Below are 26,331 nucleotides of genomic sequence, written 5' to 3' on the forward strand. Positions count from 1 at the left end.
TTCTCGGTAATTATACCTTAAAATCAAAAGATTTTCAAACCCTCGACCCCGATTATCTGCCATTTCTTACGTTTTTTTAATTTAAGCGTCAACTTGGCCGGATTGCCGAAGGAGCCCAAAATAAACCCCTGCTCACCTCCCCGGCTCACCACTACGATGACCCCGATGGTGTCCACCGCCTCAGCGCCCATTACCTGAACCTTTTGGTCGTTAAGGGTGACCTTGGCTTTTTCGAACTCCCGGAAGAATAGGGTCAAACTGGTGTCCACTTTGGGCTTGTCGAATGGATCGCAATAAAAATCAGAGGCAATGTTATCCATGATCAGCGATTTGTTCTTGGTCAGGAAGGCCTTGGTGGTCCGCTCTACGGTGGCCTTGACCCTGGCCTTGGGGCTCAGCCAATTATTATAGATAACTGCAAAGACGATCAGGACCGCCAGGAAAATAGCGGCCAAAACGATCCTGTTTTTGCCTACTTTAAGCATTCTTCTATCTTCCTGGTGTATTCATTCACCAGCTCCTGGGCCCGGTTCTGGTCGTCGGCCTCGGCATTGATGTGGAACAGCTCCCGGTTGGGATCGGGCAGCACCTGCACCCAGTCCCGGCCGTAGAACAGCTTGATGCCGTCGATGAACTGTTTCTCCGGGTGGTCCTTGGTCTGCTCCATCAGGGTCCGCAACACCAGGCCCTTTTTGCTCCAGGGGCAAGGGATGTTCTTCTTGACCATGTGGCTTGGGGGGATCTCGGAAGTGATGCTCCCCAGTTTGCTTCCGGTCAGCGCCATCAGCTCCAGTATCTTGGTGATGGACAGCATGGCGTCGAAGGCCGGCTGGAATTCCGGGAAGATATAGCCGCCCCGGCGGCTGGCCACAAAGGCCACGTTCTCTCCGGCGGCCTCTTCGATCAGCGACCGGTTGTCTATCCGGCTGCGCTTGACCCTGACCTGGTATTTCCGGGCCATCTCCTCGATGGCCCGGGAGGCCGTCACCGGCACCGCCAGCTCCTTGACCTTGCGGCCCTTCATCACCAGCAGGCAGACCGCCGCCAGAGCCTGGTCCTCGTCCATTATCTTTCCCTGCTCGTCCACCAAAAAGACCCGCTCGGCACCGCTGTCCAAAAGAAAACCCACATCGGCCTTTATGGACTGCACCATCTGGGACAGCCTTTGCTGGGCGGCGACAAAATCATCCCCGCTCTTGGTGAGCTTCTCCGGGTTCTCAAAGGCGTTCAGGGCCACCACCTCGATGCCCAGCTCCCCCAGGATGGAGGGAAAGATCCCGGCCGCCGCGCCGTAGGCGTAATCTATCACCACCTTGTATTTGGCCTCCCGGATGGCCTGGGTGTCTATATGCGACAGCAGCCCCTCCCGGTAGCCCTCCATCACCCGGTGGGGAAATTCAATCACCCCGGTGTCCTCGGGCTGGGCCCTTGAAAAATCCTCCCGCAAAAACATCCGCTCCAGGTTCTTGATCTTGCCGGCCGGGAGGTCCTTGCCGTCCTTGTCGAAGAAGATGATGTCCACCATCTTGGGATCAAAGGGCGATTTTCTGGTGTGCAGCCCGCCCTGGTCCCCGCCGGTCTTGAGCTGGTAGCGGACGATGGGGATGGGCAGGGCCCGCAGTTCGTGGACCTTGACCCCGGCCGAAAGAAGCCCGGATATCACCGCCCGGTTGATCATCCGGCTGACCGGGTGGCTGTCCCGGCTGGTCAGCACCACCGACCCCTTGCCCAACAGCGCCCCATAGGCCGCCCCCAGCTTGGCGGCGAACTCCGGGGTCATCTCCATATTGGCCAGCCCGGTCACCCGGGGCCCGGCAAAGAACTCCTTGAACCAGCGGTCGCCCCAGATCAGGCTGGAGGTCAGCACCGCCTGGTCGTCCACCGATTTCCCCGGCCACACCTTGACATTGGCGCTGACCCGGGCCTGGCTGCCTATCTTTACCTGGCTGCTGAGGATGGCGTGCTGTTCGATCACCGCCTGGCTGCCGATCTCCACCCCTTCGCAGACGATGGCCTCCTCGACCCGGGCCTGGTCGCCTATCCGGCAGCCCGACCAGATGATGGAATGCTCGACGAAGGCGTCCTGGCCGATATGGCAGTCATTGCCGACGACCACGTCATGCAGGTGGGTCCCCTGGCCCACCGTGACGTTCCGGCCCATGATCACCGCCCCGGTCAGCCGGGAATTCTTGGCGTTGATGCTGGAGCCCTTGCCCACCCAGATGTCCTTGCCGATCAGGTTCAGGCGGTCGCCCTCGATGTCCACCCGGACCTCGCCCTTCAGGGCGTCCAGATGGGCCTGGCGGTACTCGGTGATGTTGCCGATGTCCCGCCAGTATCCGTTGGTGATGCAGCCGTAGAGCGGCTTGTTCTGGGACAGGATCAGGGGAAAGAGGTCCTGGGAGAAATCGAACTCTTTTTTAACAGGTATCAGGTCGAAGACCTCCGGCTGGAAGACATAGATCCCGGTGTTGATGGTGTCGGAGAACACCTGCCCCCAGGTGGGCTTCTCCAGGAAGCGGCTGATCCGGTCGTCCTGGTCGGTGATCACGATCCCGTACTCCAGCGGGTTGGCCACACGGGTCAGGGTGATGGTGGCCAGGGCCTTCTTTTTATTGTGAAAGGCAATGATCCCACCCAGGTCAAAGTCGGTCAGCAGGTCGCCGGATATGACAATGAACGGCTCCTTTAAAAGCTCCCGGGCCATGCCCACCGCCCCGGCGGTGCCGTAATCGGCGTCCGGCCGGATGTAATCTATCTTGACCCCGAAATCGCTGCCGTCGCCGAAATAGTCCGAGATGCTCTCCGCCTGGTGGAACAGCAGGGCCACCATCTCGGTGATCTGGTGCTCCTTCAGCAGCATGATGATATGTTCCATCATCGGCCGGTTGACCATGGGAACCATCGGCTTGGGTATCTGGCAGGTCAGCGGCCGCAAGCGGGTGCCGAAGCCCCCGGCCATGATGATCGCCTTCATTGCTATTTCCCCCCGGATATATTTTCCCGGTCCCGGGCCGTAGCCTCAAAGATCTTTTTCATCAGCTCGGCATCCCTCTCCGGCATTTCCATTTTTCTCCTGGCCATCACCATCCGGCAGGTGGCCAGGACCTTCTCCAGCTTATGGTCGTGGAACAGGTCGCTGCATCCCCAGCTGAAGGACGGCAGGTATTTTTTCACCGGCCCGCCGAAGATGTTGCAGCCGATCCCCACCACCGTTCCGGTGTTGATCATGGTGCCGATGGCGGTCTTGCTGTGGTCGCCGATGAAACAGCCAGCCTTGATCCGGCCGGAATCGATATGTTTTCCGTTGGCCCAGACGACGATATTGCCATAGTTGTTCTTGAGATCGGAGTTGCAGGTCTGGGCCCCCAGGTTCACCCAGCTGCCCAGATAGCTGTGGCCCAGAAACCCGTCGTGGTGTTTGTTGGAGAAATCCAGCACCACCGTTTCCTCTACCTCCCCGGCCAGCTTGCAGCCCCGCCCGACGGAAACCCCGGGCCGGAGCTTGGCCCCGTCTATCAGGGAATCGGGCCCGATATAGCAGGGGCCCTCTATCCGGCTGAAGGGACGGATCACCGCCCCGGCCTCGATGATCACCGGCCCCTGCCGGGTGTCTATCACCGATCCCGGCTCGATGAATGCCTGGGCGGATGATTTCAGATCGCTGCGTTTCCCCAACAGGTATGACCCTTTGGGCAATGGGAGGGAGCTGCCCTTGAAATAACCGGCATCTTGCGCTATGGCCTGGCTATTGTGATCGACCAATTCCCACAGGTGGCGAAACATCTTGGCCGATGACGAAATTTCTTTGGCCCCTTCGGCCAGCTTGAGCAAAATGCTTTCATCTGGATCGGAGGACAATACTTTCCCGAGGCCCGAGGCATCGTCCAGCTTCAGGGCGGCGATAAAGCCTTCTCCGGTGACCGCCGCCTTCCCTTTGCTTTTCAGCAAGGTGGACAGGTCCTTTTGGGAGATGAAAGCCCTCCCGTTGACCAGAAGTAACGGCCCTTTGCCGATCTCTATTCTGTTGGAAAAGGCACTCCTTTCCCGGCTGGTCCATTGGTAAATGACCGCCGACTTGACACCTTTCTCCAGCCGCTGTTTCAGCGAAAAAGCCCCGCACTTCAGGTCCCAGACCGGGCGAAGATAGGTCAGGGGGTAAAGCTCGGGATACAGATGATCCTCGTATAAGATGATATGATGCATTTGACTGATTACCATCGGGTTGATAGATGGTTAATAATAGCCTAATTGCGGGGTTATTGTCAACCTGAAAAGATGGCATGTGCAATAACAAAAAGGCGAAGGATGTCCCCATCCTTCGCCTTGCTCATGATGACAGCCGTTTACTGCTGGCTCATTACCACGAATTCTATCCGGCGGTTGGCCGCCCGGCCCCTTACCGTCTTGTTGGTCTCCATCGGCATATCCTCGCCGTAGCCCACCGCTGTCAGCCGTTCTCCGGCTATGCCATGCTTGTTGATCAGGTAATTGCGGACCGAGTAAGCCCTGGCCTCGGAAAGCTTCTGGTTCCTGGCGGCGCTGCCGCGACTGTCGGTGTGCCCGCCGATCTCCACCTTGATGGTGGGATTCTCCTTCAGCAGCTTGGCGGCCTCGTCAAGAATCGGCATCGAACTGGCCATGATATCGGCCTTGCCGGAGCGGAACTTGATCCCGGATAGCACCACCTTCTCGCCCTTTTTGGGGATCATCCGCATCTCGAAGTTCTGGATGAAGGTCTGCTTGTCGTTGACCGGGGCCGGGGCGGTCTCGATGTTGTAGCCCTCGGCATGAGCCTGGATGTTGTAGATGTTGGGAGGCAGCTGGGTGCTGTAGATGCCGGTCAGCAGATCGCTGGTGGCTGGGTTGTCCATGGCCTTCCTGTCCGGGCCGTAGAAATATAACGTGGCGCCCATGGGGTTGCCGGTCTTCTTGTCCACCACTTTTCCGGTGATGGTCCCCTTGGGATATTCTTTTCTCTTGATGGGGAAGTCCATCATCAGGGTCTGGCCGTCGGCCACGATCGCCGGGCGCTCCTGCCACAGGAATGAGTCTCCGGCCGATACCCTCATCCGGTAGGTTCCCGGAGGAACGGTGATGGAGAAGCTGCCGTCTATCTTTTGCAGGATCGGTTTGGCCTGCCCGGCGGAGTCCACCAGGTAGCCCGGCATGGTGATGGTGGCCATCAGGACGGAATCGGTGTTGGCGATCAGCACCTTGCCCGAGATCACCCCCTGGGGCACCGGCTTGGCCTTGGCCAGGGTCTGGGAGGCGACCGAGAATCCGAACAGGGCGTTCCATTCCGGGGCCGAGGAATTGCTGGTCATCTTGAACTCGCAGCCCCCGTCGATGGTGAAGCCCCCCGGGGTCTTGAACCGGATGCCGGGGGTGATCCTGGCCGGACTGTTGTAGAAGAATGACTTTTTACCGCTAAGTTTTTCTCCACCGGCTTCAAGCACGAAGGTAACATAAGGACCGGCGTCTATCTCCAGGCCGAGACCCCAAAGTATCTGATTTTCCCTGACCACGGTGGTTTCCTTGGCGGGATGGGTCCAGCTGTCCGGATCCACCATCAGCACCGAATCCACATAGCTCCGACGGGCGGTTGAATCCAGTAACAGGGTATCCCGGGCAGGGACCAGCTGGGAATAGTCAACCATAAAAGCTGGCTTGGCGCTGCCGGCCTTTAGATACCCGATGTTGCCGTGCAGCGAGGCCGGGCCCAGAGACAAAGTGGTCAAAAACTTGGCTCCAAAATCGGTGCTGTGGGGGATCAGATTGCCAAAGCCATGGGTGGCCAAAAAAGAATCCGGCTGTTCAGCCAGGGTGGTATTGTCGGTATATATATATTGAGTGGTACCGGGAAACCCGATGGAGACAAACGGCTCTAATCCCACGGCATAGGAAAACTTAGCCCGTCCGTAAACCTTGGAAGGATAGCTGCCTTTTACTTTTATCAGCAGATCTCTCAGCCAGAATTTTGCCAGATCGTTGTTGATGCCGTCATAACGGATCCGGTCGGATATCACCCCCTCCACATTGGAGTGCTTGTCATACACCGCATACATCCGGGGGGCGATGGAGAATTCAAAATAATCCAGCGGAGCATAGGTGATCGATAATCTGGACCAAGCCGTATAATGCTGGTCTCCTTTGCCTCCGGTCATGGTGTCGCCCTGAAAGAGAAGATCGCCCTTTAACAATGACCGGGAGGAAAGGTCCGATTCCAAAAAGCCCACCCCCAGCATCCCCTTGCCCAGGGTTCGGGCCGATGAGACCTTGAAGGTTCCGCAGCCTCCGTCGAAGGCCGGCGGATTATAGGCCTGCCCGGTAGCAATTAGTAATGCAGACATTATTGCCGCCAATGTCAGCGTTTTGATGAACCTCATGATATTCCTCCTAACCAGTTATTTGTGTCAAAAATATAATAAGTTGAAATATACCAATTTATTATCCTGTTTGTCAAGGGCTAAAGGGCTTTCAGGGTTTTGATCAGCCCCTGGATATCGTCCGGAAGCGGAGATGAAAACTCCAGATATTTTCCGGTGACCGGGTGGACGAACCCCAGGACCCCGGCATGCAGGGCTTGGCGGCCGATGGATGACAGGATACTTTCGGCCGGACCGGGATCGCGCCGGGCAAAAGCTGCTATCACCTGTTTCCCGGTGCCGCCGTAGGTAATATCACCAACTATGGGATGCCCCAGATGCTTGAGATGCACCCTTATCTGATGGGTGCGGCCGGTCTCCAGCTTCAGCTCCAGATGGCTGGCTATCCGGTACTCTCCCAGCACCCGGTAATGGGTGATTGCATTTCTCCCCCGGATGGCCGAGACATCCATTTTCTTGCGGTCGAAGGCGGAGCGGCCGATGGGGGCGTTGATGGTTCCCGCCGGCTCCTCCATCAGGCCCCAGGCCAGCGCCTGGTAACGCCGGGTGATCTGGCGGGCCCCCATCTGCCGGGCCAGGACGGCGTGGGCCTGGTCGGACTTGGCCACCAGCAGCAGGCCCGAGGTGTCCTTGTCCAGCCGGTGCAGTATGCCGGGCCGCTGGCCGTCTCCGGCCTCCGAAAGTTGGTCAGAGTGATGGAGCAGGGCGTTGACCAGCGTCCCGCTGTAATTGCCGGCCGCCGGATGGACCACCATACCGGCCGGCTTGTTGACCACCATCAGGTCGCCGTCCTCGAACACCACCTCCAGCGGGAGGTCCTCTGCCTGGGGCCGGTCTCTTTTCAAGGGTCCGGCCTCCTGCCGGAGATGGATCCGGTCTCCGGAACGGACCAGATAGGAGGGGGCCGACCGTCGGCCGTTGACGGTTATGTTGCCCGATTGGATCAGGCCCTGTATCCGGTTACGGGAGATATTCAGGCCCTGGCAGATAAGATACCGGTCCAGCCGGACCGGGGTCTGCTGGGAGGATACGGTGATGTCGCTGGGGATCGCCATCTATATTTTCATTCCGTCTCCATCCAGCAGTCCTTCAGCCGGGCCGCCCCCATGGGGCGGATCCGGCAGCCGTGGACGTAAGGATTGGTGGCGGTATATTTCATGGAGTGATAGAGGAAGACCCAGGGGGCATCCTCCACCACCAGCTGCTCTATCTCCCGGTAGAAATTCAGGCGCTCCACCGGGCTCCGTATCGCCAGGGCCCGGATCAGCATCTCGTCGACTTTTAAGGATTTATAGAACGAGGTGTTCCCCGGCCGGCCCCAGTTCTTGGAGTGGAACAGCGGATAGAGGAAGTTGTCGGGATCCCCGTTATCGGAGGACCAGCCCCGGACCGAAAGGGCCGCCTGCCCTTCGTAGGATCTCTCCAACAGCTCCTTCCAGGGCAGGGGATTGGCCCTCAGCATTATGCCCGCCTTGCGGCAATCATTGATCATTATCTCGGCCCTCTCCATCTGCTCCCGGTTGTCCCGGATATCCATCAGATACTCTCCCGGCAGGCCGCTGGGGTAGCCGGCCTGGGCCAGCAGGGACTTGGCCTTTTCCGGGCTGTAGTCATATCCCTTCAGGTCGGGGTTGTAGGCCGCCAGCCCCGGCGGGAAAACCCCCCGGGCCACCGTGGCCTCGGCCCGCAGGCTGCTGGCATCGATCAGGTTGTTCTTGTTTATTGCATAGTTCAGCGCCTGTCTCACCCGCTTGTCCACGAAGGGCGTGGCCATGCTGACGTTGATGCAGACATACTGGATGTTCAGGGCCGGAAGTTTTTCCACCAGGCAGCTTCCCAGGGAGCAGATCGCCTCCCTCTCCTTGCCCCTGACCTCCAGCTGGTCTATCTCCCGACGCTCCAGCTTTTGGCTCCGCTGGTCCTCGGGAATGTTTATATGGTAGATGATCCCCCTCAGGGAGACCTTCTGCTCGTAATAGTCGTTGAACCTGTCAAGTTCGATTTTGCTGCCGGGTATCCATTCCTTAAACTTAAAGGGACCGGTTCCGACGGGATTACTGCTTAAATTGCCCCCGGCCTTCAACACTTCCTCCTTGGGAACAATGGCCGTTACCGAGGATGCCAGATTCGCCAGAAAAGGCATATAGGCCGATTCCAGCCGGATGACCAGGGTGTGCGAATCAATGATCCTGATCCCCTTGACGGAATTGGTCCGGCTGGCCCGGAAATCGGCCGCCCCCTCTATCATGTCCACGAAATAGGCGTTGGGAGAATTCAGGCCCGGGCTCAAAAGCCTCTCCAGGGTGTATCTCACATCATCGGAGGTCAGCTCCCTGCCGTTGTGGAATTTGACCCCCTTCTTGATATTGAAGGTCCATTCCCGGCCGTCGCCGGATATGCTCCAGTGGGTGGCGATGGCCGGCAGCACGTTGACCCCGGCATCGAACTGCACCAGGCCCTCGTATATCTGGGCCACCACTTCATTGGAGGTGGCGTCGGTCCTCATAGCCGGGTCCAGGGTCAGCGGCTCCGAGGGCAGGGTTAATTTCAATATCCCGCCGAAATCCTCTTTGATGATCCGTTCGTCTATCTGGCCGAAAAGCTGTCCGGCGATCTGCCCGAAGCCCAGCAGGGATTCATGGGCCTGTTTGAACAGCCGCTGGATCATCTCCAAGTTGCTGCTGACCGCCCGGAATGAATTGGCGTATTGGGAATATACCTCCACCAGGCCGTTGCGGTCGGCCGCCTGGGCGTCTATCCCAATCTTGGCGCTGCTCCCGATGGCGGACAGTCTTCCGGTCTCCTCCAGCACTTTGTTCAAGGAGATATCGGCCTGCGAGATATCGGTCAAGTTGAGGCCGACCATCTCAATATTCCGGTCCAGCAGCGACACGGTGTTCAGGAACTGCTTCTGGAGTTCCGCCAGCATCGGCGTCATCTTGGCCGAATCGCTTTCGGCCTGCAGGGCCAGACCTCTGGTCTGTGAGACTATCGGCTCCAGCTCCTTGGTCCATTGCCCCATATCGGCCACCTCCACCGCCGAGTAGAAGGCCAGAAGCTTGACCTGCTCCGCAAAAGAACGGATCCCCTGGCCGGTCTCCTGAAGCTCGGCCAGGTCCCGGGAGATGCCGGCGCCGGTGGCCCTGAATTCATCCAGCAGGCTGCGGAGCAATCCCAGGTTCTCGGTGGAGATTCTCAGGTTTTTCTGGAGGCCATCGGCCCGGCTGGTCACCGATTCCAGCATCAGCACTACTTGCTGGACCCCGTTGCCCAGTCCGTCGATGCCCCCGAACAGCCGTTCCATTTCGGCCCATACCTGGGTGGAGATCTTCTCCTCCTGCAGGGCGGTGCTCTTAAGCCCGATGACCGATTCCTGCAGTCCGTGCCAGTGGCTGACGGAATACCCCAGGGCCGATTGGAGATGTTTCAATTTTATGGCTATCTCCCGCAGGATGGAAGGGGCGGGCCGTTTCTGCCATACCGCCCGGGCCATCTCCAGCTGCTCCCGGACAAACTCTATCTGCCCCACGCTGGCCATCTCGGTGGTCAGCACCGAGGCCACCACTTCCTGGCTTATGCCCAAATTGGCAGTGATCTGGCTGATATCGGCAATGCCTGAAAGCAGCCGGTCCTTTATCTCATGCTGGCTGTCGGAATGCCGGCGCATCTCCTGAAATCCCTGCACTATCAGCTGGTTGGCCTGGTAGATGTCCGACAGTTCGGCCTCCATGGCTGTCGAGCTCTCCTTGAGGCTGGCCGCCAGGTCCTTGGCCCGGCTCAAACCCTGGACGGCCCGGGCTATCTTCTCCTTCAGCGATGAGTCCAGCCCGGGGGCTTTTCCCGCGGTTTTCCTCAGCTCCTGGGACAGCAGGTTCATGTTCTCGGCGATCACCCCGAAGCCCCGGCCCACATTGCCGGCATGAAAGGCCTTGATCTCGGCGTTCCGGGAGACCTGGCTGATGGCCAGGGACATCTCGGTCATCACCGCCACCAGGTCCTGCAGTTGCTTGGATATCTCCGACAGGCTCTCCAAGCCGCCGGCCAGTTGGCGGTTGAGTTCCAGCGATTGGTCGAAGGAGGTTATCAGCGATTTGAGGACCGCCTCGGTCTCCAGGATCACCTGGTTGTAATCCAGGCTGGTATCCAGCACCATGGCGGAATATCCGGCGATCTCCTCCTGTCCCCGGAATATCTCGGTAAGTTTATCCTGGAATTCCTGGATGACCGTCAGATGGATATTGTCGGCCGCCGAAAGCTGCTTGATGCCCTCCATTATGGCCGGAAGCAGGTCGGTGAACTGGCTGATCTTGGTGAGATAGTTGTTCAGATCGTTCTCCGAAAGCCGGTTTTCATAGGTATGGCCGGGGTTTTCCATGGCGGCGGCCGTTCTCTGGCTTTTATTTATTTGGAAAATATTCATCCCGGAGCACCTTCATTTTCGGCGTTCAGCGGCATATGCCGGGGGTTATCCAGCAGTTTTACTTCTTTGAGTTCTATCTTCTCGGAGGAGATATCCTGTCCCATGAAGATCTTGGCCAGGTTGTCAAAATGGCCGCACTGGTCGGTGGTCAGGTAACGGCAATTGCCGCCGGTGGAAATAAGCAGATCCATTTCCGGATGGCGCTTAAAATACCCGGCCAGGCTGGGCGCCACCAGCTCATCCTGGGAAAGGATATTGATGTCCCGGGGTATGATCTTTTCGATCTGTTTTTTAAGCAGCGGATAGTGAGTGCAGGCCAGAAGCAGGGTATCGATTTTAGAACTTTGGATCTCGGTCTGCCGCCAGTATTTTTTTATGTAATATTCCAATCCTTCTCCCTCCAGTTCCCCGGCCTCCACCAAAGGCACCAGCAGGGGGCAGGCCTGCTGGACCAGCTTCACCGAGGGGGCGTGATTGGCCATCTCCATCACGAAGCTCCCGGAGTTGACCGTTCCGGCCGTTCCCCACAAGGCCACGGTGTCGGTCTTGGTTTTGCTTTGAATGGACTCCACCGTGGGCCGGATCACCCCCAGCACCCTCCGTTCGGGGTAGGTCTTGGGCAGGTACTGCTGCTGGATGCTGCGCAGGGCCTTGGCGCTGGCGGTATTGCAGGCGATGATGACCAGCGGGCAGCCCTGGGAGAACAGAAACTGCACCCCCTCGGCGGTGAATTTGAGCACCGTCTCGAACGAGCGGTTGCCGTATGGCGTCCGGGCGTTGTCGCCCAGATAGATGTAATCGTACTGCGGCATCAGCTCCCGGATTCTGCGGAAGATGGTCAGCCCGCCGAACCCAGAGTCGAATATGCCTATGGGTGAATGATGGGACATTATATTTGTTTATATTATGATAAGGTATTTATGGTCATCCCAGGTTCCCCGCGATCCGGCCGAACATTTTGTCCGGCTGCCAGGGAAACCTTTGGCCCCGGACCATCCTGGTGGCCCGCTTGGTTTCCCTGAAACCGTTTTCCTGCATAAAGACCATCCCCGGCCGGTTTCCGGCGGGCAGCACATTTTTGATGGAGCGCGATAATTTCAGCTTCACCAGTTCAATTCCGGCCCGGTGGTTCTCCGCCATGATCAGGCCCTCGCCCAGGCCGGGGAGATAATAGCCATCCATCCCTCCGCTGGATAGGTGGAGGTATGAATTCTGAAGGTGTTTTTCCAGCAGACGGCTTCGCCCTTCGCCCGACAGGATCCGGTCCAGCTCCAAAATACGGGCCCGGTGCTCCTCCTGGAAACCGGAGATGTTTTCCGGGATCTTCCGGTCGGCCAAAGGGGTTTCCCTTTCGTAAAAGACATATTCTTCCTGGTCGGCAAAGCCAATCTTTTGGTAGACTGGGCGGCCCAGTTCGGTGGCAATAAGGGAAGCGGTTTTGCATCCCTGTTCCCGGGTAAGGTCCAGCAAATGGCTGGTTATTTCGCTGCCAATGCCCTGTTTTCGGTTTTCGGAGCTGACGATGATGTGGGCCAGCCAGGCCGTGCCCTCCAGGATGATGGCCGCCCCGATACCGGCGATCTTTTCGTTGACAGACGTTTTTACCGGGAAACAGAACGGCGATTCCAGATAGAATTTGAAGCTGGGGACGATATCACCCCAGCCCTCGGGCTGCAAGGGGCCGAGACTGTCGAGGTCTTGGTTTGTTATTTTATCGAATATCATATTTTGAAGATGGTCAGCCGGCTGAACCCTGAGTCGAAGATGCCTATTGTCTGAATGGGCGGTCAACTGCATTTTAATTCGGCTCTGCCCTGCCGAACTTGCATTTATAACGCTTGGCGAATTCCCTCAGGCCCTGGGCGATCCCTTCGGCCACGCTCTGCCGGAAAGTGGTCTTCTTCAGCAGCCTCTCCTCCTCGGGATGCGAGATGAAGGCTGTCTCCACTAGCACCGACGGCATATAGGCTCCGTTGAGCACATAGAACCCGGCCTGGTTGACCCCCCGGTTGGGGACCGCCAGTCCGGCCGACAGCGCCTCCTGGATCCACTCCGCCAGGTCGCTGGATTCTTTCAGGAATTCGTTCTGCATCACGTCCCACAGTATCAGCTGGATGTCATCGAAATTGGCGTTCTTCTTGTCCGGCTGCTCGAACTGGATGGCGGAGTTCTCCATGGCGGCGGTGGCCCGGGCATCGTCGGTCTTGGCCAGCGACAGGAAATAGGTCTCCACCCCCCGGGTGGTGCTCCGGTTGCGTTTCTTCTTGGGAGCGGCATTGCAGTGGATACTGATGAATATGTCGGCCGCCTCCCGGTTGGCAATGGCGGTGCGGTCGCCCAACGGGATGAAGACATCATCATCCCGGGTCATCACCACCTTGACCCGGTACTTGTCCTCCAGGATGGTCTTCAGCCGGAAGGCTATGTCCAGGTTGACATCCTTCTCCAGCAGGCGGTTGGGGCCCACCGCTCCCGGGTCCTTTCCGCCGTGTCCGGCGTCGATCACCACTTTCTCGATCACCCTGGCCTCCTGGGGCAGCCGCGGCCTGGCCTGCGGGATGCTGACCTCGCGGGGATCCAGCATTCCCAGGCTCAATTTGCGGCCCTGGGGATCCCAGCCCACCCCCTTGCCCCAGATGGGGATCAGAAAGCGGGTGAACATCTCCAGGGGCACCCACAGCCCGGATTCATACAGCCTTACCGGGTGGTAGAGATTGTAAGATTTGCCGTCCAGCAAAAAGAAGGTGTTCTCCGCCGAAAGCCTCAAGGTATGGCCCGGCAGTTTTACCTCGGCCCGGCCCTCAATATCCGACCAGGCAGCCTGACCGGACCAGGGGCCCATCAGGTCAGCCAGGGACAGGTATTCTTCATGTTCGAATGACAGGGTGCCAACCACCGTGGTTCCGCCCTTGGCGTCAATCACCGTTATGTTTGACTGCCCCAGCAGGGCGTTCATTCCCGATATTGCCAGCAATAGCGATATAAAGATTGTTCTTTTCAATTCAAACCTGCTGATTGGTGGATCTGTTTGACTATCTTTTTGGCATCATGATTCTGTTCCAGCCATTGGCGGCCCTCCCGCCCCAGTTTTATGCGCTGCTCCCGGCTGTTGATCAGCGGCTCCAGTTTTTGTTCGATATTCTGTTGGTTTATGGAAACAATGGGATGGCTGGTCCCGGCCGCCTCCATCTGGGAAGCGATGCTGCTGGCCGCCGGGATCCCCATGGCCAGCCACTCCAGGGCGCTGATGCCGTATCCCAGAACTCCCAGCTGGTCTATTCCGATATCGCAGGTGGCCTTCAGCTCCAGAGCCCGGAGATGCGGCTGGTTCTCGATCAGCACCAGCTCCACGGGATATCTTTGCGACAATTTGTTCACGGCGTCGATGATCCGGTCCGAGCCCTTGGCCGCCCGGTTGGTGGGTGAATGCCCGATCCTGACCTTTTTCCCGGCCGACGGATCCGCGACCTTGAAGCCGGAAAGATCAAACGGAAAATATAGGTGCTGGATGCCGGGATATAGCTTCAAATGGTCCCACTCCAGGGTCAGGGTCAGATCGGATATCTTATCCATGCCCGGCATGACGCCTCTTCGCCGGAGATCGCTGCCCAGGTAACAGCAGATCACTTTTTTACCGTCCTGATGCCATTTGGAAATGAAATCATCGTTCTTTAAAAACCCGTGGCCGCCGTCCAGCTGGTAGGCATCGAATGAATCCAGCCGGTATTTTTTTATATACCCCTTTATCAACGGGCGGGTCATCCGGTCCCGGACATTTAATAGAAGGCCGGCCAATTGATTGGCCGGCTTCCAGACTGGCGGGATCTGGCGGGGCTGGGCCAGGCCGGTATCCTGCAAAAGCCTGGATTTAGGATAACATATTTTTTTCAATTTGGCAACAATTTCCGGTTGCCAAAGGGGCAGCCTCAGGCAGATATCCTCCTGGTATCCCCGGCCGTCGTGGTGCAGGGTAAGCAGGCGGCTGTAATGCCCCAGCTCTTTTTCGGCCTTGACGAAGGTTATGGGAACCCCGGCGGTGTTGTATGGCGCGATATGAAGTATCCGCATGCTGGATCTTTAAAATCTTAATTCAAATGTTTCCCGCAGATACCCCCGGGCCCCGAAACCCTCCTTGAACCGTCCCAGGCCCCAGTTGGGCTGCATGTTCAGGGTGAAGGTGCCTAGGTCCAGGTATTTGAACCCGCTCTCCCAGCCCCATTTTATCACCTGGTGATAGACCGAGTTCACCGGGCGATGCTCCTGGTAATCCTGGTCGTGGCTGATGTAGAAGGCCAAAAGGACCCGGGGATTGCAGATGAAGACCGTCATTCCGGCCGCCGGGGCCTTCCCCAGGTAGGAGGTGAACTGAAGTATGTTCTTCGGCAGCAGCTTTTTCAACCTCTTCAACTCTGCCAGAGTATGGGTGGGTTTGACGTTATGCCGGGCACTCAGGTTCTTCTCCAATATATGATAGAACTCATCGATATCTTCGCTGACTCGGACCGTGACGCCTGATCTGTATGATTTTCTGAGGGCGGTCCTGGTCTCCGGCTTGAAGCTGCTTATGATCGCCTCCTCCCCGGGGAATTCCAAGGGGATGACGGCGCTGATCTCCCTCTTCAGATAGGAATAGCCCAGTTTGGCCAGGCTGAAATCGATGTATTGATTGGGCTGCTGCATATAGATCAACGGGGGCTGGGTGATCAATACCCGCTTGACCCCCTGGCGGGACCAGTATTCGGTGGCCGCTTCGGCCACCCGGTTCATCTCGGCTATCCCCGACCCTGCGGCGACCACCAAGCCGCCATAGGAGGCCCCGCCGTAGGATATCACCGTTTTGCTGCCCTGCTCGTCCTTAATCAGGGCCGGCATCACCGCAGCCAGCCGCGCACCGTCGTACAGCATCAGGTGATGGTTGTCAAACCGGCCCTGGGGATGATAATCCAAAAACTGCTGCCGGTGAAAAACGGTGCCGTTATTGGCAGCAGCCACGAATGCCTCCCATTGACTGCGGAGGTTATTTTTATAGGGCTTTATCTGTATGGTCATGTTTCCCGACAGTTTGGTTTATAGGGAAGGGCGTCGTCCGGCAAAAATCATCATACCCTATGCTTGACCTTGTAGAATATATCACAAAACAGCTTAATATTCCAGCCTTTTAACCCCAGGGCCATCGCTTAATAGACGATAATCGTTGATCGCTCACAAACTCATTTCTACCGTCACCAACATCCCGGTATTCAGCATAAGCAGATGCTTATCATCATATGATAATAATTTTACCAATTTATAAGCAACAGGTCCAAAGCCGTTGTATATCTTCGAAGTCTGTTCCCAGTCTGGGACATATAATGTGCCCAACATATTATCCATGGCCCAAAAAACATAATCGCGGCTGTTGGACCAGCAGCAGCCGACCACAAATTGGCCGGCCAAGTCTCGACCGGAGGTGGCGCTGGTCCAACTGTCTTTTCTTACGATGGTATAGGTCAGGTCGTCTCGGCTGCTGAAGCCAACCTGGGTATATTCCCGGTCCCAAAAGATCGCGCCGGGAGAGTTCCCGGTGGTAAGATCTTTCAGTAATGCCCCGGTTTCCAGGTCGAACAGGCAAAATAAATTAGACCCGCTTAGCGTAACATATATCCTGGAGGGATCGCCTCTATCGAAGGAAATATCCGTCGGGCATCCGGGGGTATTGATGGTCTTGATCACCGAACATAACCTGGGATCTATCAGAAAAAGTTTTTTATTCAAACTGTCGGCCGCCACCAGTATATTGCCGTCCGGGGAGAAGGTCAAGGCCGAAAAATATTTTATATCGTTCAGCCTGATTTCGCGCACCAATTTACCGGACATTAATTCATACCCGGACAATTTTTCCAGGGTGTCCGATTTGATGGAGCTCTTTTCCAGGGTATCCGGACTTATTGTGGTGATGAAAACTCTGTTGGCAGAGCGGTGGGCGGCTATCAATCTCTGCGGCCCGCCGACGTCTATCCGCCCGGTCTCTGATATCTGCCCGCTGGCGTCTGCCCGGACTATGGTGATGGTTTTACCGTAATCGTTAGCGTTGGATAAAAAGATCTCCCCGGGTTCACCGGAAAGACACATATCCCCTGCCGTTATATCCAAGGTATCCTTTCTCAGCAGGGATATGGTGGAGAGGTCCTTATATACCCTCCTGGTCTGCCCGGGCTCGATCTCAAGCGAAAAATCCAGCGCTTTATAATTATTATACCTCAGGGTAAAATTATGCAGCCCCACCGTTATTCCGTCCATCTTTACCGGAGTTATCCGATGGGTCATATTGCCGTCCAGCAACACCTCTGCCCCAGGAGGATCGCTGCTGATATATACCGAACCCACATCGGGATACACCGGCTTATGCCGGCACCCGGCAAATATCACCAGTCCGGCATAAGCAAAAACCAGCCGAAAGATCGTTCTTTTGCTAAATCCGATATTCCTCAAACCTCTCCTTCTTGGCCCGGCAGATGGGACAGACCGGGGGGGCCTCCGGCCTGGCGCAGAGATACCCGCAGACCTGGCATCGCCAGGTCTTTATTTTATTTTCCCCTTGATCTTCGGGGATCTCATTATGAGCCTCCGAATCCTTGGATCCGGACTTGATTTCCTTTTCCCTTCTTTCCGGGATCGGTTCAGGGGATGAGCCCTGGTCGACATATTCCTGAGTGACATACAGCGCGCAATAGCAGCGCCCGTATTCCGCCAGGTCCGGATCGCGGTACTGGCAGGGGCAGATTATATCCTGATCCTGCATTCTGTCTCCCGAAGCCCTCCGGCAGGGGCAGTTCCAGTATCCCAGCTTCTCCTCGTTAACGGCAATGCCCTCTATGATCCCTTCCAGGATCTCCCGGTCGGGATTCAGCAGATACCCCTCCTTATCGGCCAGCTCCCGGACCTCGGCCTCGATCTCCTTTATCTTCCTCATGACAATGCCTTCCTGATCTCCGGCTCCTTGAAGCCCACTATAACCCGTTTGCCATCTATCACCATGGTGGGGAAGGTCCGGCCGGGGTTGTACCGCCCCACCTGGTCCATGGCCCGCTCCTCTTCCTCCCCATCCAGCAGGTCGACGAAGAGGTATTCATATTCGACATCAAGGGTGTCCAGCAGTTTTTTCGTCTTCCGGCACCAAACGCAGGTGGACAGGGCATACAGCATGATCTGGTGGACCCGGTTGGCCCCTTTGACTTTGTTGGCCATAACAACTCCTCACTTGCCGGTTTTCTCGGCTTCTCTGGCCAGCAGCAGCATATTTGCCGACTTCTTGGTATGCTTGGAAATTTTTACTTTGTCCTTATGATAGGCCAGCAGGAACGGAAGGTTTTGTCCCGGCTTGATCTCCTTGCCGTTGGAAAGTTTCAGGGGGAGGATAAATTCCAATATTGTCCGGCCCTCCGCCGCTGCCGCTTTTCCGGCCGCCAATTTGGGCTTTTCAACCGGGGCATGGCGAAAGAAAGCCTTTCCCAGATGCTCCTCCGCCACCCACTGCCCGGCGCCATCCTTAAAGCCTATTATCATGTCGGCCCCGTTCATCTTGCCCGACCCCAGTCCGATGGCCAGCCAGCCCGATCCCGGACTTTTCAGGGCCGCTTGGAGGTTGAAGCTGTCGGCCTGCCAGAAAACCATGATGCCGGTAACAGGATCGGTAAAAGAATGCCGGTACTCGTCCTTATCTATCTTGCCGTCCACCGTGCTGGAGCATCGATCATATTGAGGCAGGAGGCATATGGTCTCTCCGCCCCAGGCCGATATCGACAGCAACAGACAGAGTATCGAGAACACTGTCTTCATTTGGCTCCTCCTCGGTAAATTATTTTTCATCGGTTTTTTTGATGGTATCGGTCTGGGAACTGGTCTGCACGGGCATATCGTCGGCCCTCTCCGGTTTTCCCAGCAGCAGGGTCCCGGTGTTCTTTTTGGAAGGACGGCCCTTGAAGGAGGTTTTTTTGCTGTGAAAGGCCAGAACATATGACATCGGCTGGCCCGGCACTATCACCTGCCCGTTGGAAAGGGCCAGGGGCATGGCGAATTCTATGACGGTGCCGGTGGGATTGGATCCGGTGGCAAAGTTCACCAGGGAGGGCTTGTCTATGGGCTTGTGGGTGGAGACCCAGCTGCCCACATGTTCGTCCACCCTTCCGCCGCCTGGTTTGTGGTATCCGATGACCATGGAGGTCCCCCTGATCTTGCTGTTGCCGAAGGCGATGGCCACCCATCCCCGGGCCGGGCTCTGCAGGGCGACATACAGCAGCCTGCCGTCGCTCACCCAGCTGACGCCGATGCCGGTCTGGGAATCCACGAAATTGGTGGGGTATTCCTCCGGCCCCACCTGCCCGTCTACCTTGACGCTTACCGTGTTCAGATTCAGTATGCCGTGCGGTTTGCTTTGGGCCCAGCAGAACGAAGCCGATAAAAGGCTTAACGAAATCAAAATAAGTTTTTTCATTTTTTGTCTCCTTGAATTTATATTTTTGGTCATTTTTATTTTGCCAGGCAGTTGAGCACCTCTCCCACATACATCCGGTGATAGTCCTTGATGGGGTAGTTCTTGTGGATCTCGGGGTCCAGAAATTTCTGGGGATCGATATCATGGTAATATATCTTGCGGCATTCCAGCACCAGGCGGGCCTGCTCGTAATATACCGCCCCGGTCACCCCCGAAAGCGGGGTCAGTCCGGTCTCCTTGACCTTGTCGACGTTCCGTCCTGACTTGGTGCCGCAGAGCTCCAACACCTTCCGGTATTTCTCCGGGTAAACCGAAAGGCTGTAATACTGCTCCCGCTCCATGAACCCGTAGGTATGGCGGTTGGGACGGACAAAGCAGAAGGCCACCGGTCTGTGCCACAGTATCCCCAGCCCGCCCCAGCTGGCGGTCATGCTATTGAAGGAACCAGCTTTGCCGGCAGTTATCAGCATCCAATCCTTGTCGATCAGCTTGAAAACATTATCGCCGATCTGCTCGGGGTCGATATTTTTAAACTGGTTTGCCATGGATATTCCTCGCCTTCTGGTTTATTATTCCTGTTCCGCCAGCCAGTCCAGGGCCCGGTCAATGCTGTCAAAAAGGTGGATCTTGCGCCCGATAAGCGTTGACAGAGTCTGGTAGACCACCTTCTTGATGCCGGTGATCCCCACCGCCGCGCTGGCCTTGATATGGGGGGTCACCTCCACCGAGAATTTTTTCAGGCGATCCACCGCCTGGGGCGAATAATGGGTGTTTACCAGCACGGTCAGCAGCAGCACCGATTTCTCAGGGCGGCCGGCGATGATGCCCTGGGTCCGGTCGAAGACGGCAATGTTCTCCTCGATGCTCTTGGAGTCGGTCAGGTCCTGTACCAGGATCTCCCGGCCTTTATGGTTCAGATATTTCACCCTTTCCATCTATCGCCTCCTGGTTGATTATTACTGCTGCCCGGCCAACCAATCCTTGGCCGCCTCCGCGTCGTCGAAGGGCATTATCTTCCGACCGGTTATCTTAATTATGGTGTTAAAAATCAGGCGCTTGATCCCGGACACCCCCACCACCGCGCTGGCTTTGATAAACGGTGTGTTCTCTTTGGAATATGTCTTGATGGCATCGGCCCCCGACGTGTCGTAATGGGTGCCGCTGACATTGGTCAACAATAGGACCGATCCTAAGGCCTGGGTCTTGACCAGCCTGGTTCCGTTCTGCAGGGTGGCAATGCTCTCTTCCACATTTCTGATGCCGGAGATGTCCACCACCAGAATGTCCCTGTTTTTGTGTTTTACAAAATATACTCTTTCCAAATTACTCCCTCCGGTCATTTAAAATCATTTATCAGTGAATTTCTTTTTTCCTGCTCGATCTCTAGGTTCAGTAAGGATGTCCGGGAAATCTGGGGCAGCTGTTTTTCCAAGGGAACCCGGTTGTTTCTGTAGATGATGCCGGTCGGTATTTTGTCCCCCCACTCCTGGGCCCTGGCCAAGGCCGCTGTCTTGTCGTAGGGGTCGTACTCCGGCGGCAGTTTATAAACCCTTTCCTGGTACCACTTGAGGGTGTTGACCTTGTTAAAGGTTATGCAGGGCTGGAGGATGTCGATGAACGAGAAGCCCGGGTTTTTCAGTCCCTCGATGATCAGTTCGGCCAACTGCCCGGCATCCCCGGCAAACCCCCGGGCCACCATGGAACATTCACTGGCAATGGCCATGGTCAGGGGCTGTTCCGGGAAATTGAAATTGCCCAGCGGGGTGGTGGGGCTGGCAAAGCCCGATTCCGAGGTGGGCGAGGTCTGACCCTTGGTCAGCCCGTAGATCTGGTTGTTGTGGACCAGGTAGGTAAGGCCGATGTTCCGTCTGGCGGCATGGATGAAATGGTTGCCCCCCTCGGCATAGCCGTCTCCGTCGCCACCCTCGGCAATGACCTGGAGCTGGTGATTGGCCAGCTTGATCCCGGTGGCCACCGGCAGGGCCCGGCCGTGCAGACCGTTGAACAGATTGCATTTGAGATAATGCGGCAGCTTGGCCGCCTGGCCGATCCCGGAGCTGAAGACCGCCTGATGGGGCGGTATTTCCAGGTCGGATAGGGCCTGCTTGATGGCCTTCAGGATGGAGTGGTTGAAACAGCCGGGGCACCAGGCTATCTCATCCGGGCTGTTATAGATTTCGGGATTAAGCATACTTCACCTGATTATCATCATCTTCTTGGACCGGGTAAGATCGGGGGTGCTGAGCCGGTAGAAATAAACGCCGCAGGGGACGGGACGGCCCTGCTGGTCCCGGCCATTCCAATAAACCGAATACTGTCCGGCGTTCTTTTCCTGGTTCACCAGGTCGATCACCTTCTGTCCGTATACGTTGTAGATCGAAATTGATACCCGGCCCCTGGCCGAACTGGAGTAATTGATACTGGTCCCGGCCTTAAAGGGATTGGGGTGATTCTGGGATACCAGGGATTCATATTTTTTTCCGGGGACAGGCGGCGATTGCCAGGGCTCCAGTATCCTGAGGATATCGGCACCATCGGAAATATAAATATTCTCCCCGGAAAGGGCCGCCGTCCAGATGCTGTTCCCGCTGCCGTAATGTCCGGTTTGCCGTGGCACTGACGGATCGCTTACATCGATGACCGCCAGGCCTGCCTGGCCACCGGCCACACAGACCGTACTGCCGCTGACAGCCAGTCCCCGGGCATAGCTGTCGGTGATGCAATATCCGGCCTCAGCGGGATGGTTGGGATCGGTGATATTGACGACCCTCAGACCGTGATAGCCGGCGGCCACGTAGGCATAGTTTCCTGAGATGGCGATATCATATGCCGTCCCCGGCAGGCTTAGGCTGGCGGTAAGAACAGGATTGGAGTTATCCGTAATATCTATAACCTGTATCCCGTTGGCGCCGTCGGCAATATAAGCAAAGTTGTCTTTCAGGTCCAGCCCGTAGGCATTGCCCGGCGTGTTGTAATATCCGGTTTCTGCCGGAGAGGTTCTGTCCGTGATATCAATTATTCTTAAGCCCTGGGATTCGTCGGCCAAATATGCGTGATCACCCGCCGTCATTACCTTGTAGGCAAAGCCGGGGCTGTCCCAGCTGCCGACCGCAATCGGCCTTGTCGGGTCCTTAACATTTATCAGGCTTAAGCCGCTGCCACCGTCAGCCACCGCAATAACGGTGTCCGCCATATCTATCCCGAAAGGAGTCCCGGCGGTCCGAATGTAATTTATCTCCTGAAGATTGTCGATCTCTGATATGTTCAGTATCCTTAGACCGGAGACCGCATCCGCCACATAGGCCAGACTGTCCCTGATCAAAATGCCATAGACCGAAAGAGGGATGTCGTAGGCCCCGGTTTCGGTCAGAGCTGTCTTCTGGGCGACATCCACGATCCTGATGCCGGCCCGGCCGCACAGCAGATAGGCATAGTTGCCGTTGATCACCGCCGTTTCCATGGAATCGGGTACGGCATAAAATCCCAACCCGCCCATATCTTCCAGGTCCGACAGGCCGGCGACCTGCAGGCCCGCATATTTATCGGTGATATAACTGTAGCTTCCCGATACCGTCACATCCTTGGTCTTGGTGGAGGTAAAATACGTGCCATTGCCGAATTGATCGTACATTCGCAGCCCCTCATCGCCGCCGGAGACGTACAATCGGCCATCATTAAAATCCACCGAATAATTATAATCCTTGGCCGAACGGCTTGCGTTGGGCCACAATAAAAACCTTATCTTGTTAAAAGCGAATGAATCTTCCACCACATAAATATCCTGATAATCATAGCTGCCCATAGCCGTGTATAATGTAAGATAATAGTCTTTGTTGGCGATTATCGACCCCGCATATCCTTCCAGTTCTATCCGGGCCGTATCGATCGGGATGGCGGGCGTTTGGACGGAGATCATGCTGACCCCGGAATCCCCGTCCGCCAGAAAGGCATACCTTCTCTTATCACTCATAACCGCGGTGGTCACATCGCTGGCAAAGCCCGGACTGTCCCAGAAGCCTATCTCTACTGGGTTTACCGGGTCACTGATATCCACCACTCTTAAGCCCGCATTGCCGGCGGCGACAAAGGCATAATTTACCGGGATGCTGACCGATGAGACAATGTCCGGGGAATTATAGCGCCCCGCGATTGTCGGCATGACCGGATTGCTGATATCGGCTATGCATAACCCGGAATCTACATCGCTGATGTAGGCATAGCTGCCCTTGATCAGCATGTTTTTGGCATAACCCGGGGTATCGAACTGTCCGGCCAATACCGGATTGTGGATCTGCGATATTTCTATCACCCTTAACCCGCCTATCCTGTCGGCCAGATAAGCATGATCGTCTATAAGGCAAATATCCACCACGTTATGGGCTGTTTTAAAATACCCCGCCTCCCCGATCTTGCCTGAGGTGGCCGCATTTATGATCCTCAGCCCGGCGAAATCAGCGGCTACGAAGACATTATCCCCGGATCTGACAGCCGCTTTGGCCTTGCTTGGCAACCTAAGCCGGGATGACGTCACCGGGACGGAGATATTGGAAATATCCAGAACCCTCAGGCCGGAGTCCCCGGCCGATACATAGGCATAAATGCCTGAAACGGAAACATCGTAAACATACCCCAGGCTGTCATAGCTGGCGGCAAGTGCCGGTGAGGTCGGAAGGCTGATATCTATTACCTTGACGCCGTTTTCCCCCGAAGCCAGGAAGGCATGATCTGCCCCCAGTCCCAGACCGGTTATCTCTCCCGGGAAATTTATCTTCCCCACCGGCACGGGATTGGCCGGATCGGTGATGTTCAGCACCGTCAGCCCCTGGCTGTCCACTGCCACATAGGCATACGGCCAATTGATCTCAATATCCCTGGCCCGCCCCTCCGTTTTGCAGGTTCCCAGGATACGAGTGCGGTAAGGGTCGGCCAGCTCGATGATGCTGACCCCGGAGGAGTCATTGGCAACATAGGCATAATTGCCGTATGCGCATACCCTGTTGACATCGCCGGCCACGACGGTCTCGCCGGTAATGAACGGCCGGGCGGGATCATCGACATTGAGCAGATTGATCCGGCGTCCGCTGCCCATCAGGATATAGTTATGACCGTTGGCGGCGTATTTATTAACGGCGTTGGTAAGCCCGTAGTAGGGCCAGACCCCCACGGTCCTCAGGTTGAGGGAATCCTGGGCCAGACACTCTCTGCTCAACAACGTCAACAGCAGACATATCGATATGTCCAATACTTTTTTCATAGAGATTTATAACTATCCGCAACGAACTTTGCGGTCATCGGCCGGCCGTCAAATTTTCTTATCGAGCCCCAGGCCTTGATCCCCAGTTCGGTCAGCAGCAGTTTTTCCAATTGTCCGGTGGCGTTCTGCTCTACCACAACGATCTTGGAAAATCCTTTCGATATTGCCCTGATCTCCGATGACAGAGGGTACGGCTGTTTTATATGCAGGCCGGATATCTTTTCGCCCTTTCTGGCCAAAGCCTCCACGGCCTCCATGACCGGCCACTTGGTGGTGCCGAAGCCGATCAGCAGCACCTGGTCGCCGGTGCCGCACATCACCGGGGCCAAAGATTCATCCTGCAGACCGTGAAACTTCTTCATCCGCTTGGCGGTCATCTGCCGCCTGACCGAGGCGCTCTCGGCGATGTGCCCCTCCTCGCCGTGCTCGTCGCTGTCCCAGTAGCCCACCGCACCGGGACTGCCGGGGATCAATCGGGGCGAGATCCCGTCGGGAGCAAGCTGGTATCTTTTATACTCTCCTTTGGATCCATCCCAACTGTCCATCAATTTTCCCCGGTCGATGGACAGGGAAGCCGGGTCGATATCATCCACCGTCCAAAAGGAATCGTTCAGGTTCTGGTCGCCCAGGATTATCACCGGGATCTGGTAGCGGTCCGCCAGGTTGAAGGCTTGGTTCATGCAATGGAGGGTCTCCTCGGCATCGCCGGGAGCCAGGATGGCCCGGGGGAATTCGCCGTGCCCGCCGTACAGGGAAAACATCAGGTCGCCCTGTTCGGTGCGGGTGGGAAACCCGGTGGCCGGGCCGGGCCGCTGGGCCAAGAAGATGACCAGCGGGGTCTCGGTCATCCCGGCCAGCGAAAGCCCCTCGGTCATCAGGGCGAAGCCGCCGCCCGAGGTGGCGGTCATGCTGCGCACCCCGGCATAGGATGCCCCCAGCGCCATATTGATGGCCGCGATCTCGTCCTCGGCCTGCTCCACGATGATGCCCAGCTCCACCTGCTGGGAAGCGATAAATTCCATGATGCCGGTGGAGGGCGACATGGGGTAGGCCGACAGGAACTTGAGCCCGGACAGGATGGCCCCCAGCCCGGCGGCCTGGCTGCCGTCCATCAACAGCCTGGCTTTCAACTTGCGACTTTCAACTTTTAACTGGCAGTATGGGCAGGTTCCTTCCGGGAAATTTTTCCGGGCATATTCAAATCCCGCCCTGGCCGCCCGGATGTTGGCCTCCACCATGGCGTCGCCCTTGGCGTTAAATATATCCCCCAGGGTATCGGCCAGTACATCGAAATCGTATTCCATCAGATTGAAACACACCCCGCAGGCCACCGAATTGACCAGGATCTTGTTCTGTCCGGCCTCCACCGCCAGTTTTTCCATCGGCACCGGGAACAGATTCAGTTCATTATTTTGAATTTTAAGATCTTCATTCTTGCCCTGAGCTTTGTCGAAGGGTTGCAATTTGTCGTCGTAGACGATGACCCCATTGGTTATCATCTCCCCGCTGTGCAACTCTACGGATTCCGCATTCAGGGCTATCAGGATGTTGCTCTTCTCGGCCAGGCCGCCCACCGGCTGGTCGGAGATGCGGATGGTGGCGAAATTGTGGCCGCCCCGGATCCGGGACATCAGATCCTGGTAGCAGTAGATGTAATATCCCTGACGGGTGAGCGACCTGGCCAGGATGGTGGAGATGGTCTGCATGCCCTGGCCGGCCGCCCCGGCTATTTTGATGGTGAGGTCTATCATGTTTTCATTTAGCCCGGCCCTTAAGGGCCGGGCTAAAATTCAAA

General features: G+C 56.7%; 22 protein-coding genes. All 22 read right to left on the minus strand.

The window, feature by feature from the left end:
- Nucleotides 1–23: 23 nt before the first annotated feature.
- Entirely contained in the window at nucleotides 24–485 is a 462-nt protein-coding gene (locus RDU76_01910; protein MDQ7797686.1) for a hypothetical protein, read from the minus strand.
- Nucleotides 473–2,977 carry a mannose-1-phosphate guanyltransferase gene (locus tag RDU76_01915; GenBank protein ID MDQ7797687.1) on the minus strand — a complete coding sequence of 835 codons (2,505 nt, stop codon included), beginning with the start codon at nucleotides 2,975–2,977 and terminating at the stop codon, nucleotides 473–475. Before RDU76_01915 ends, RDU76_01910 begins: the two co-directional genes overlap by 13 nt.
- Nucleotides 2,978–2,979: 2 nt before the next feature.
- Nucleotides 2,980–4,206 carry a putative sugar nucleotidyl transferase gene (locus RDU76_01920; GenBank protein ID MDQ7797688.1) on the minus strand — a complete coding sequence of 409 codons (1,227 nt, stop codon included), beginning with the start codon at nucleotides 4,204–4,206 and terminating at the stop codon, nucleotides 2,980–2,982.
- Between the two features lie 140 nt (nucleotides 4,207–4,346).
- The gene (locus RDU76_01925; protein MDQ7797689.1) at nucleotides 4,347–6,389 is read right to left on the minus strand and encodes an OmpA family protein; all 2,043 of its coding nucleotides are present in this window, start codon (nucleotides 6,387–6,389) and stop codon (nucleotides 4,347–4,349) included.
- An 80-nt stretch (nucleotides 6,390–6,469) separates the two neighbouring features.
- Complete coding sequence (locus RDU76_01930; protein MDQ7797690.1) at nucleotides 6,470–7,444, minus strand: RluA family pseudouridine synthase; 975 nt, start codon at nucleotides 7,442–7,444, stop codon at nucleotides 6,470–6,472.
- An 8-nt stretch (nucleotides 7,445–7,452) separates the two neighbouring features.
- Nucleotides 7,453–10,809: an ABC transporter substrate-binding protein gene (locus tag RDU76_01935; protein ID MDQ7797691.1), complete on the minus strand. Its 3,357-nt coding sequence runs from the start codon at nucleotides 10,807–10,809 to the stop codon at nucleotides 7,453–7,455.
- Entirely contained in the window at nucleotides 10,806–11,699 is an 894-nt protein-coding gene (murI, locus tag RDU76_01940) for a glutamate racemase (GenBank protein ID MDQ7797692.1), read from the minus strand. Before murI ends, RDU76_01935 begins: the two co-directional genes overlap by 4 nt.
- A gap of 34 nt (nucleotides 11,700–11,733) precedes the next feature.
- Entirely contained in the window at nucleotides 11,734–12,534 is an 801-nt protein-coding gene (locus tag RDU76_01945) for a GNAT family N-acetyltransferase (protein ID MDQ7797693.1), read from the minus strand.
- Nucleotides 12,535–12,607: 73 nt separating this feature from the next.
- The gene (locus tag RDU76_01950) at nucleotides 12,608–13,810 is read right to left on the minus strand and encodes an N-acetylmuramoyl-L-alanine amidase (GenBank protein MDQ7797694.1); all 1,203 of its coding nucleotides are present in this window, start codon (nucleotides 13,808–13,810) and stop codon (nucleotides 12,608–12,610) included.
- Nucleotides 13,807–14,877 carry a hypothetical protein gene (locus tag RDU76_01955; protein MDQ7797695.1) on the minus strand — a complete coding sequence of 357 codons (1,071 nt, stop codon included), beginning with the start codon at nucleotides 14,875–14,877 and terminating at the stop codon, nucleotides 13,807–13,809. Before RDU76_01955 ends, RDU76_01950 begins: the two co-directional genes overlap by 4 nt.
- A 9-nt stretch (nucleotides 14,878–14,886) precedes the next feature.
- A complete protein-coding gene (locus RDU76_01960; protein ID MDQ7797696.1) occupies nucleotides 14,887–15,801 on the minus strand; it encodes a GNAT family N-acetyltransferase in 915 nt (304 codons plus the stop codon).
- A 210-nt stretch (nucleotides 15,802–16,011) separates the two neighbouring features.
- On the minus strand, nucleotides 16,012–17,280 hold the full coding sequence (locus RDU76_01965; GenBank protein ID MDQ7797697.1) for a PEGA domain-containing protein: 1,269 nt from the start codon (nucleotides 17,278–17,280) through the stop codon (nucleotides 16,012–16,014).
- Entirely contained in the window at nucleotides 17,261–17,761 is a 501-nt protein-coding gene (locus RDU76_01970) for a ferredoxin-thioredoxin reductase catalytic domain-containing protein (protein MDQ7797698.1), read from the minus strand. Before RDU76_01970 ends, RDU76_01965 begins: the two co-directional genes overlap by 20 nt.
- Complete coding sequence (locus RDU76_01975; GenBank protein MDQ7797699.1) at nucleotides 17,758–18,036, minus strand: glutaredoxin family protein; 279 nt, start codon at nucleotides 18,034–18,036, stop codon at nucleotides 17,758–17,760. The genes RDU76_01970 and RDU76_01975 overlap by 4 nt, the downstream gene beginning before the upstream one ends.
- A 9-nt stretch (nucleotides 18,037–18,045) precedes the next feature.
- The gene (locus RDU76_01980) at nucleotides 18,046–18,627 is read right to left on the minus strand and encodes a DOMON domain-containing protein (GenBank protein MDQ7797700.1); all 582 of its coding nucleotides are present in this window, start codon (nucleotides 18,625–18,627) and stop codon (nucleotides 18,046–18,048) included.
- A 19-nt stretch (nucleotides 18,628–18,646) separates the two neighbouring features.
- The gene (locus RDU76_01985) at nucleotides 18,647–19,282 is read right to left on the minus strand and encodes a DOMON domain-containing protein (protein ID MDQ7797701.1); all 636 of its coding nucleotides are present in this window, start codon (nucleotides 19,280–19,282) and stop codon (nucleotides 18,647–18,649) included.
- A 35-nt stretch (nucleotides 19,283–19,317) separates the two neighbouring features.
- Nucleotides 19,318–19,827 (minus strand): flavin reductase, encoded by a 510-nt coding sequence (locus RDU76_01990; GenBank protein MDQ7797702.1) that lies wholly within the window; start codon nucleotides 19,825–19,827, stop codon nucleotides 19,318–19,320.
- A gap of 24 nt (nucleotides 19,828–19,851) precedes the next feature.
- Nucleotides 19,852–20,217: a hypothetical protein gene (locus RDU76_01995; GenBank protein ID MDQ7797703.1), complete on the minus strand. Its 366-nt coding sequence runs from the start codon at nucleotides 20,215–20,217 to the stop codon at nucleotides 19,852–19,854.
- A 21-nt stretch (nucleotides 20,218–20,238) separates the two neighbouring features.
- The gene (locus RDU76_02000) at nucleotides 20,239–20,604 is read right to left on the minus strand and encodes a hypothetical protein (GenBank protein MDQ7797704.1); all 366 of its coding nucleotides are present in this window, start codon (nucleotides 20,602–20,604) and stop codon (nucleotides 20,239–20,241) included.
- Between the two features lie 14 nt (nucleotides 20,605–20,618).
- On the minus strand, nucleotides 20,619–21,473 hold the full coding sequence (locus tag RDU76_02005) for a 2-oxoacid:ferredoxin oxidoreductase subunit beta (GenBank protein ID MDQ7797705.1): 855 nt from the start codon (nucleotides 21,471–21,473) through the stop codon (nucleotides 20,619–20,621).
- A 3-nt stretch (nucleotides 21,474–21,476) separates the two neighbouring features.
- Nucleotides 21,477–24,536 carry a T9SS type A sorting domain-containing protein gene (locus RDU76_02010; protein ID MDQ7797706.1) on the minus strand — a complete coding sequence of 1,020 codons (3,060 nt, stop codon included), beginning with the start codon at nucleotides 24,534–24,536 and terminating at the stop codon, nucleotides 21,477–21,479.
- Nucleotides 24,533–26,287 carry a 2-oxoacid:acceptor oxidoreductase subunit alpha gene (locus RDU76_02015; protein MDQ7797707.1) on the minus strand — a complete coding sequence of 585 codons (1,755 nt, stop codon included), beginning with the start codon at nucleotides 26,285–26,287 and terminating at the stop codon, nucleotides 24,533–24,535. Before RDU76_02015 ends, RDU76_02010 begins: the two co-directional genes overlap by 4 nt.
- Nucleotides 26,288–26,331 lie beyond the last annotated feature (44 nt).

It is taken from the genome of Candidatus Edwardsbacteria bacterium, assembly GCA_031082425.1.
Classification (GTDB): Bacteria; Edwardsbacteria; AC1; order AC1; family EtOH8; genus UBA2226.

What these genes read in the sequence shown, in the direction of transcription:
- RDU76_01910 (MDQ7797686.1), bottom strand. Translation starts at nt 485, where the DNA reads ATGCTTAAAGTAGGCAAAAACAGGATCGTTTTGGCCGCTATTTTCCTG.
- RDU76_01915 (MDQ7797687.1), bottom strand. Translation starts at nt 2,977, where the DNA reads ATGAAGGCGATCATCATGGCCGGGGGCTTCGGCACCCGCTTGCGGCCG.
- RDU76_01920 (MDQ7797688.1), bottom strand. Translation starts at nt 4,206, where the DNA reads ATGCATCATATCATCTTATACGAGGATCATCTGTATCCCGAGCTTTAC.
- RDU76_01925 (MDQ7797689.1), bottom strand. Translation starts at nt 6,389, where the DNA reads ATGAGGTTCATCAAAACGCTGACATTGGCGGCAATAATGTCTGCATTA.
- RDU76_01930 (MDQ7797690.1), bottom strand. Translation starts at nt 7,444, where the DNA reads ATGGCGATCCCCAGCGACATCACCGTATCCTCCCAGCAGACCCCGGTC.
- RDU76_01935 (MDQ7797691.1), bottom strand. Translation starts at nt 10,809, where the DNA reads ATGAATATTTTCCAAATAAATAAAAGCCAGAGAACGGCCGCCGCCATG.
- murI (MDQ7797692.1), bottom strand. Translation starts at nt 11,699, where the DNA reads ATGTCCCATCATTCACCCATAGGCATATTCGACTCTGGGTTCGGCGGG.
- RDU76_01945 (MDQ7797693.1), bottom strand. Translation starts at nt 12,534, where the DNA reads ATGATATTCGATAAAATAACAAACCAAGACCTCGACAGTCTCGGCCCC.
- RDU76_01955 (MDQ7797695.1), bottom strand. Translation starts at nt 14,877, where the DNA reads ATGCGGATACTTCATATCGCGCCATACAACACCGCCGGGGTTCCCATA.
- RDU76_01970 (MDQ7797698.1), bottom strand. Translation starts at nt 17,761, where the DNA reads ATGAGGAAGATAAAGGAGATCGAGGCCGAGGTCCGGGAGCTGGCCGAT.
- RDU76_01975 (MDQ7797699.1), bottom strand. Translation starts at nt 18,036, where the DNA reads ATGGCCAACAAAGTCAAAGGGGCCAACCGGGTCCACCAGATCATGCTG.
- RDU76_01980 (MDQ7797700.1), bottom strand. Translation starts at nt 18,627, where the DNA reads ATGAAGACAGTGTTCTCGATACTCTGTCTGTTGCTGTCGATATCGGCC.
- RDU76_01985 (MDQ7797701.1), bottom strand. Translation starts at nt 19,282, where the DNA reads ATGAAAAAACTTATTTTGATTTCGTTAAGCCTTTTATCGGCTTCGTTC.
- RDU76_01990 (MDQ7797702.1), bottom strand. Translation starts at nt 19,827, where the DNA reads ATGGCAAACCAGTTTAAAAATATCGACCCCGAGCAGATCGGCGATAAT.
- RDU76_01995 (MDQ7797703.1), bottom strand. Translation starts at nt 20,217, where the DNA reads ATGGAAAGGGTGAAATATCTGAACCATAAAGGCCGGGAGATCCTGGTA.
- RDU76_02005 (MDQ7797705.1), bottom strand. Translation starts at nt 21,473, where the DNA reads ATGCTTAATCCCGAAATCTATAACAGCCCGGATGAGATAGCCTGGTGC.
- RDU76_02010 (MDQ7797706.1), bottom strand. Translation starts at nt 24,536, where the DNA reads ATGAAAAAAGTATTGGACATATCGATATGTCTGCTGTTGACGTTGTTG.
- RDU76_02015 (MDQ7797707.1), bottom strand. Translation starts at nt 26,287, where the DNA reads ATGATAGACCTCACCATCAAAATAGCCGGGGCGGCCGGCCAGGGCATG.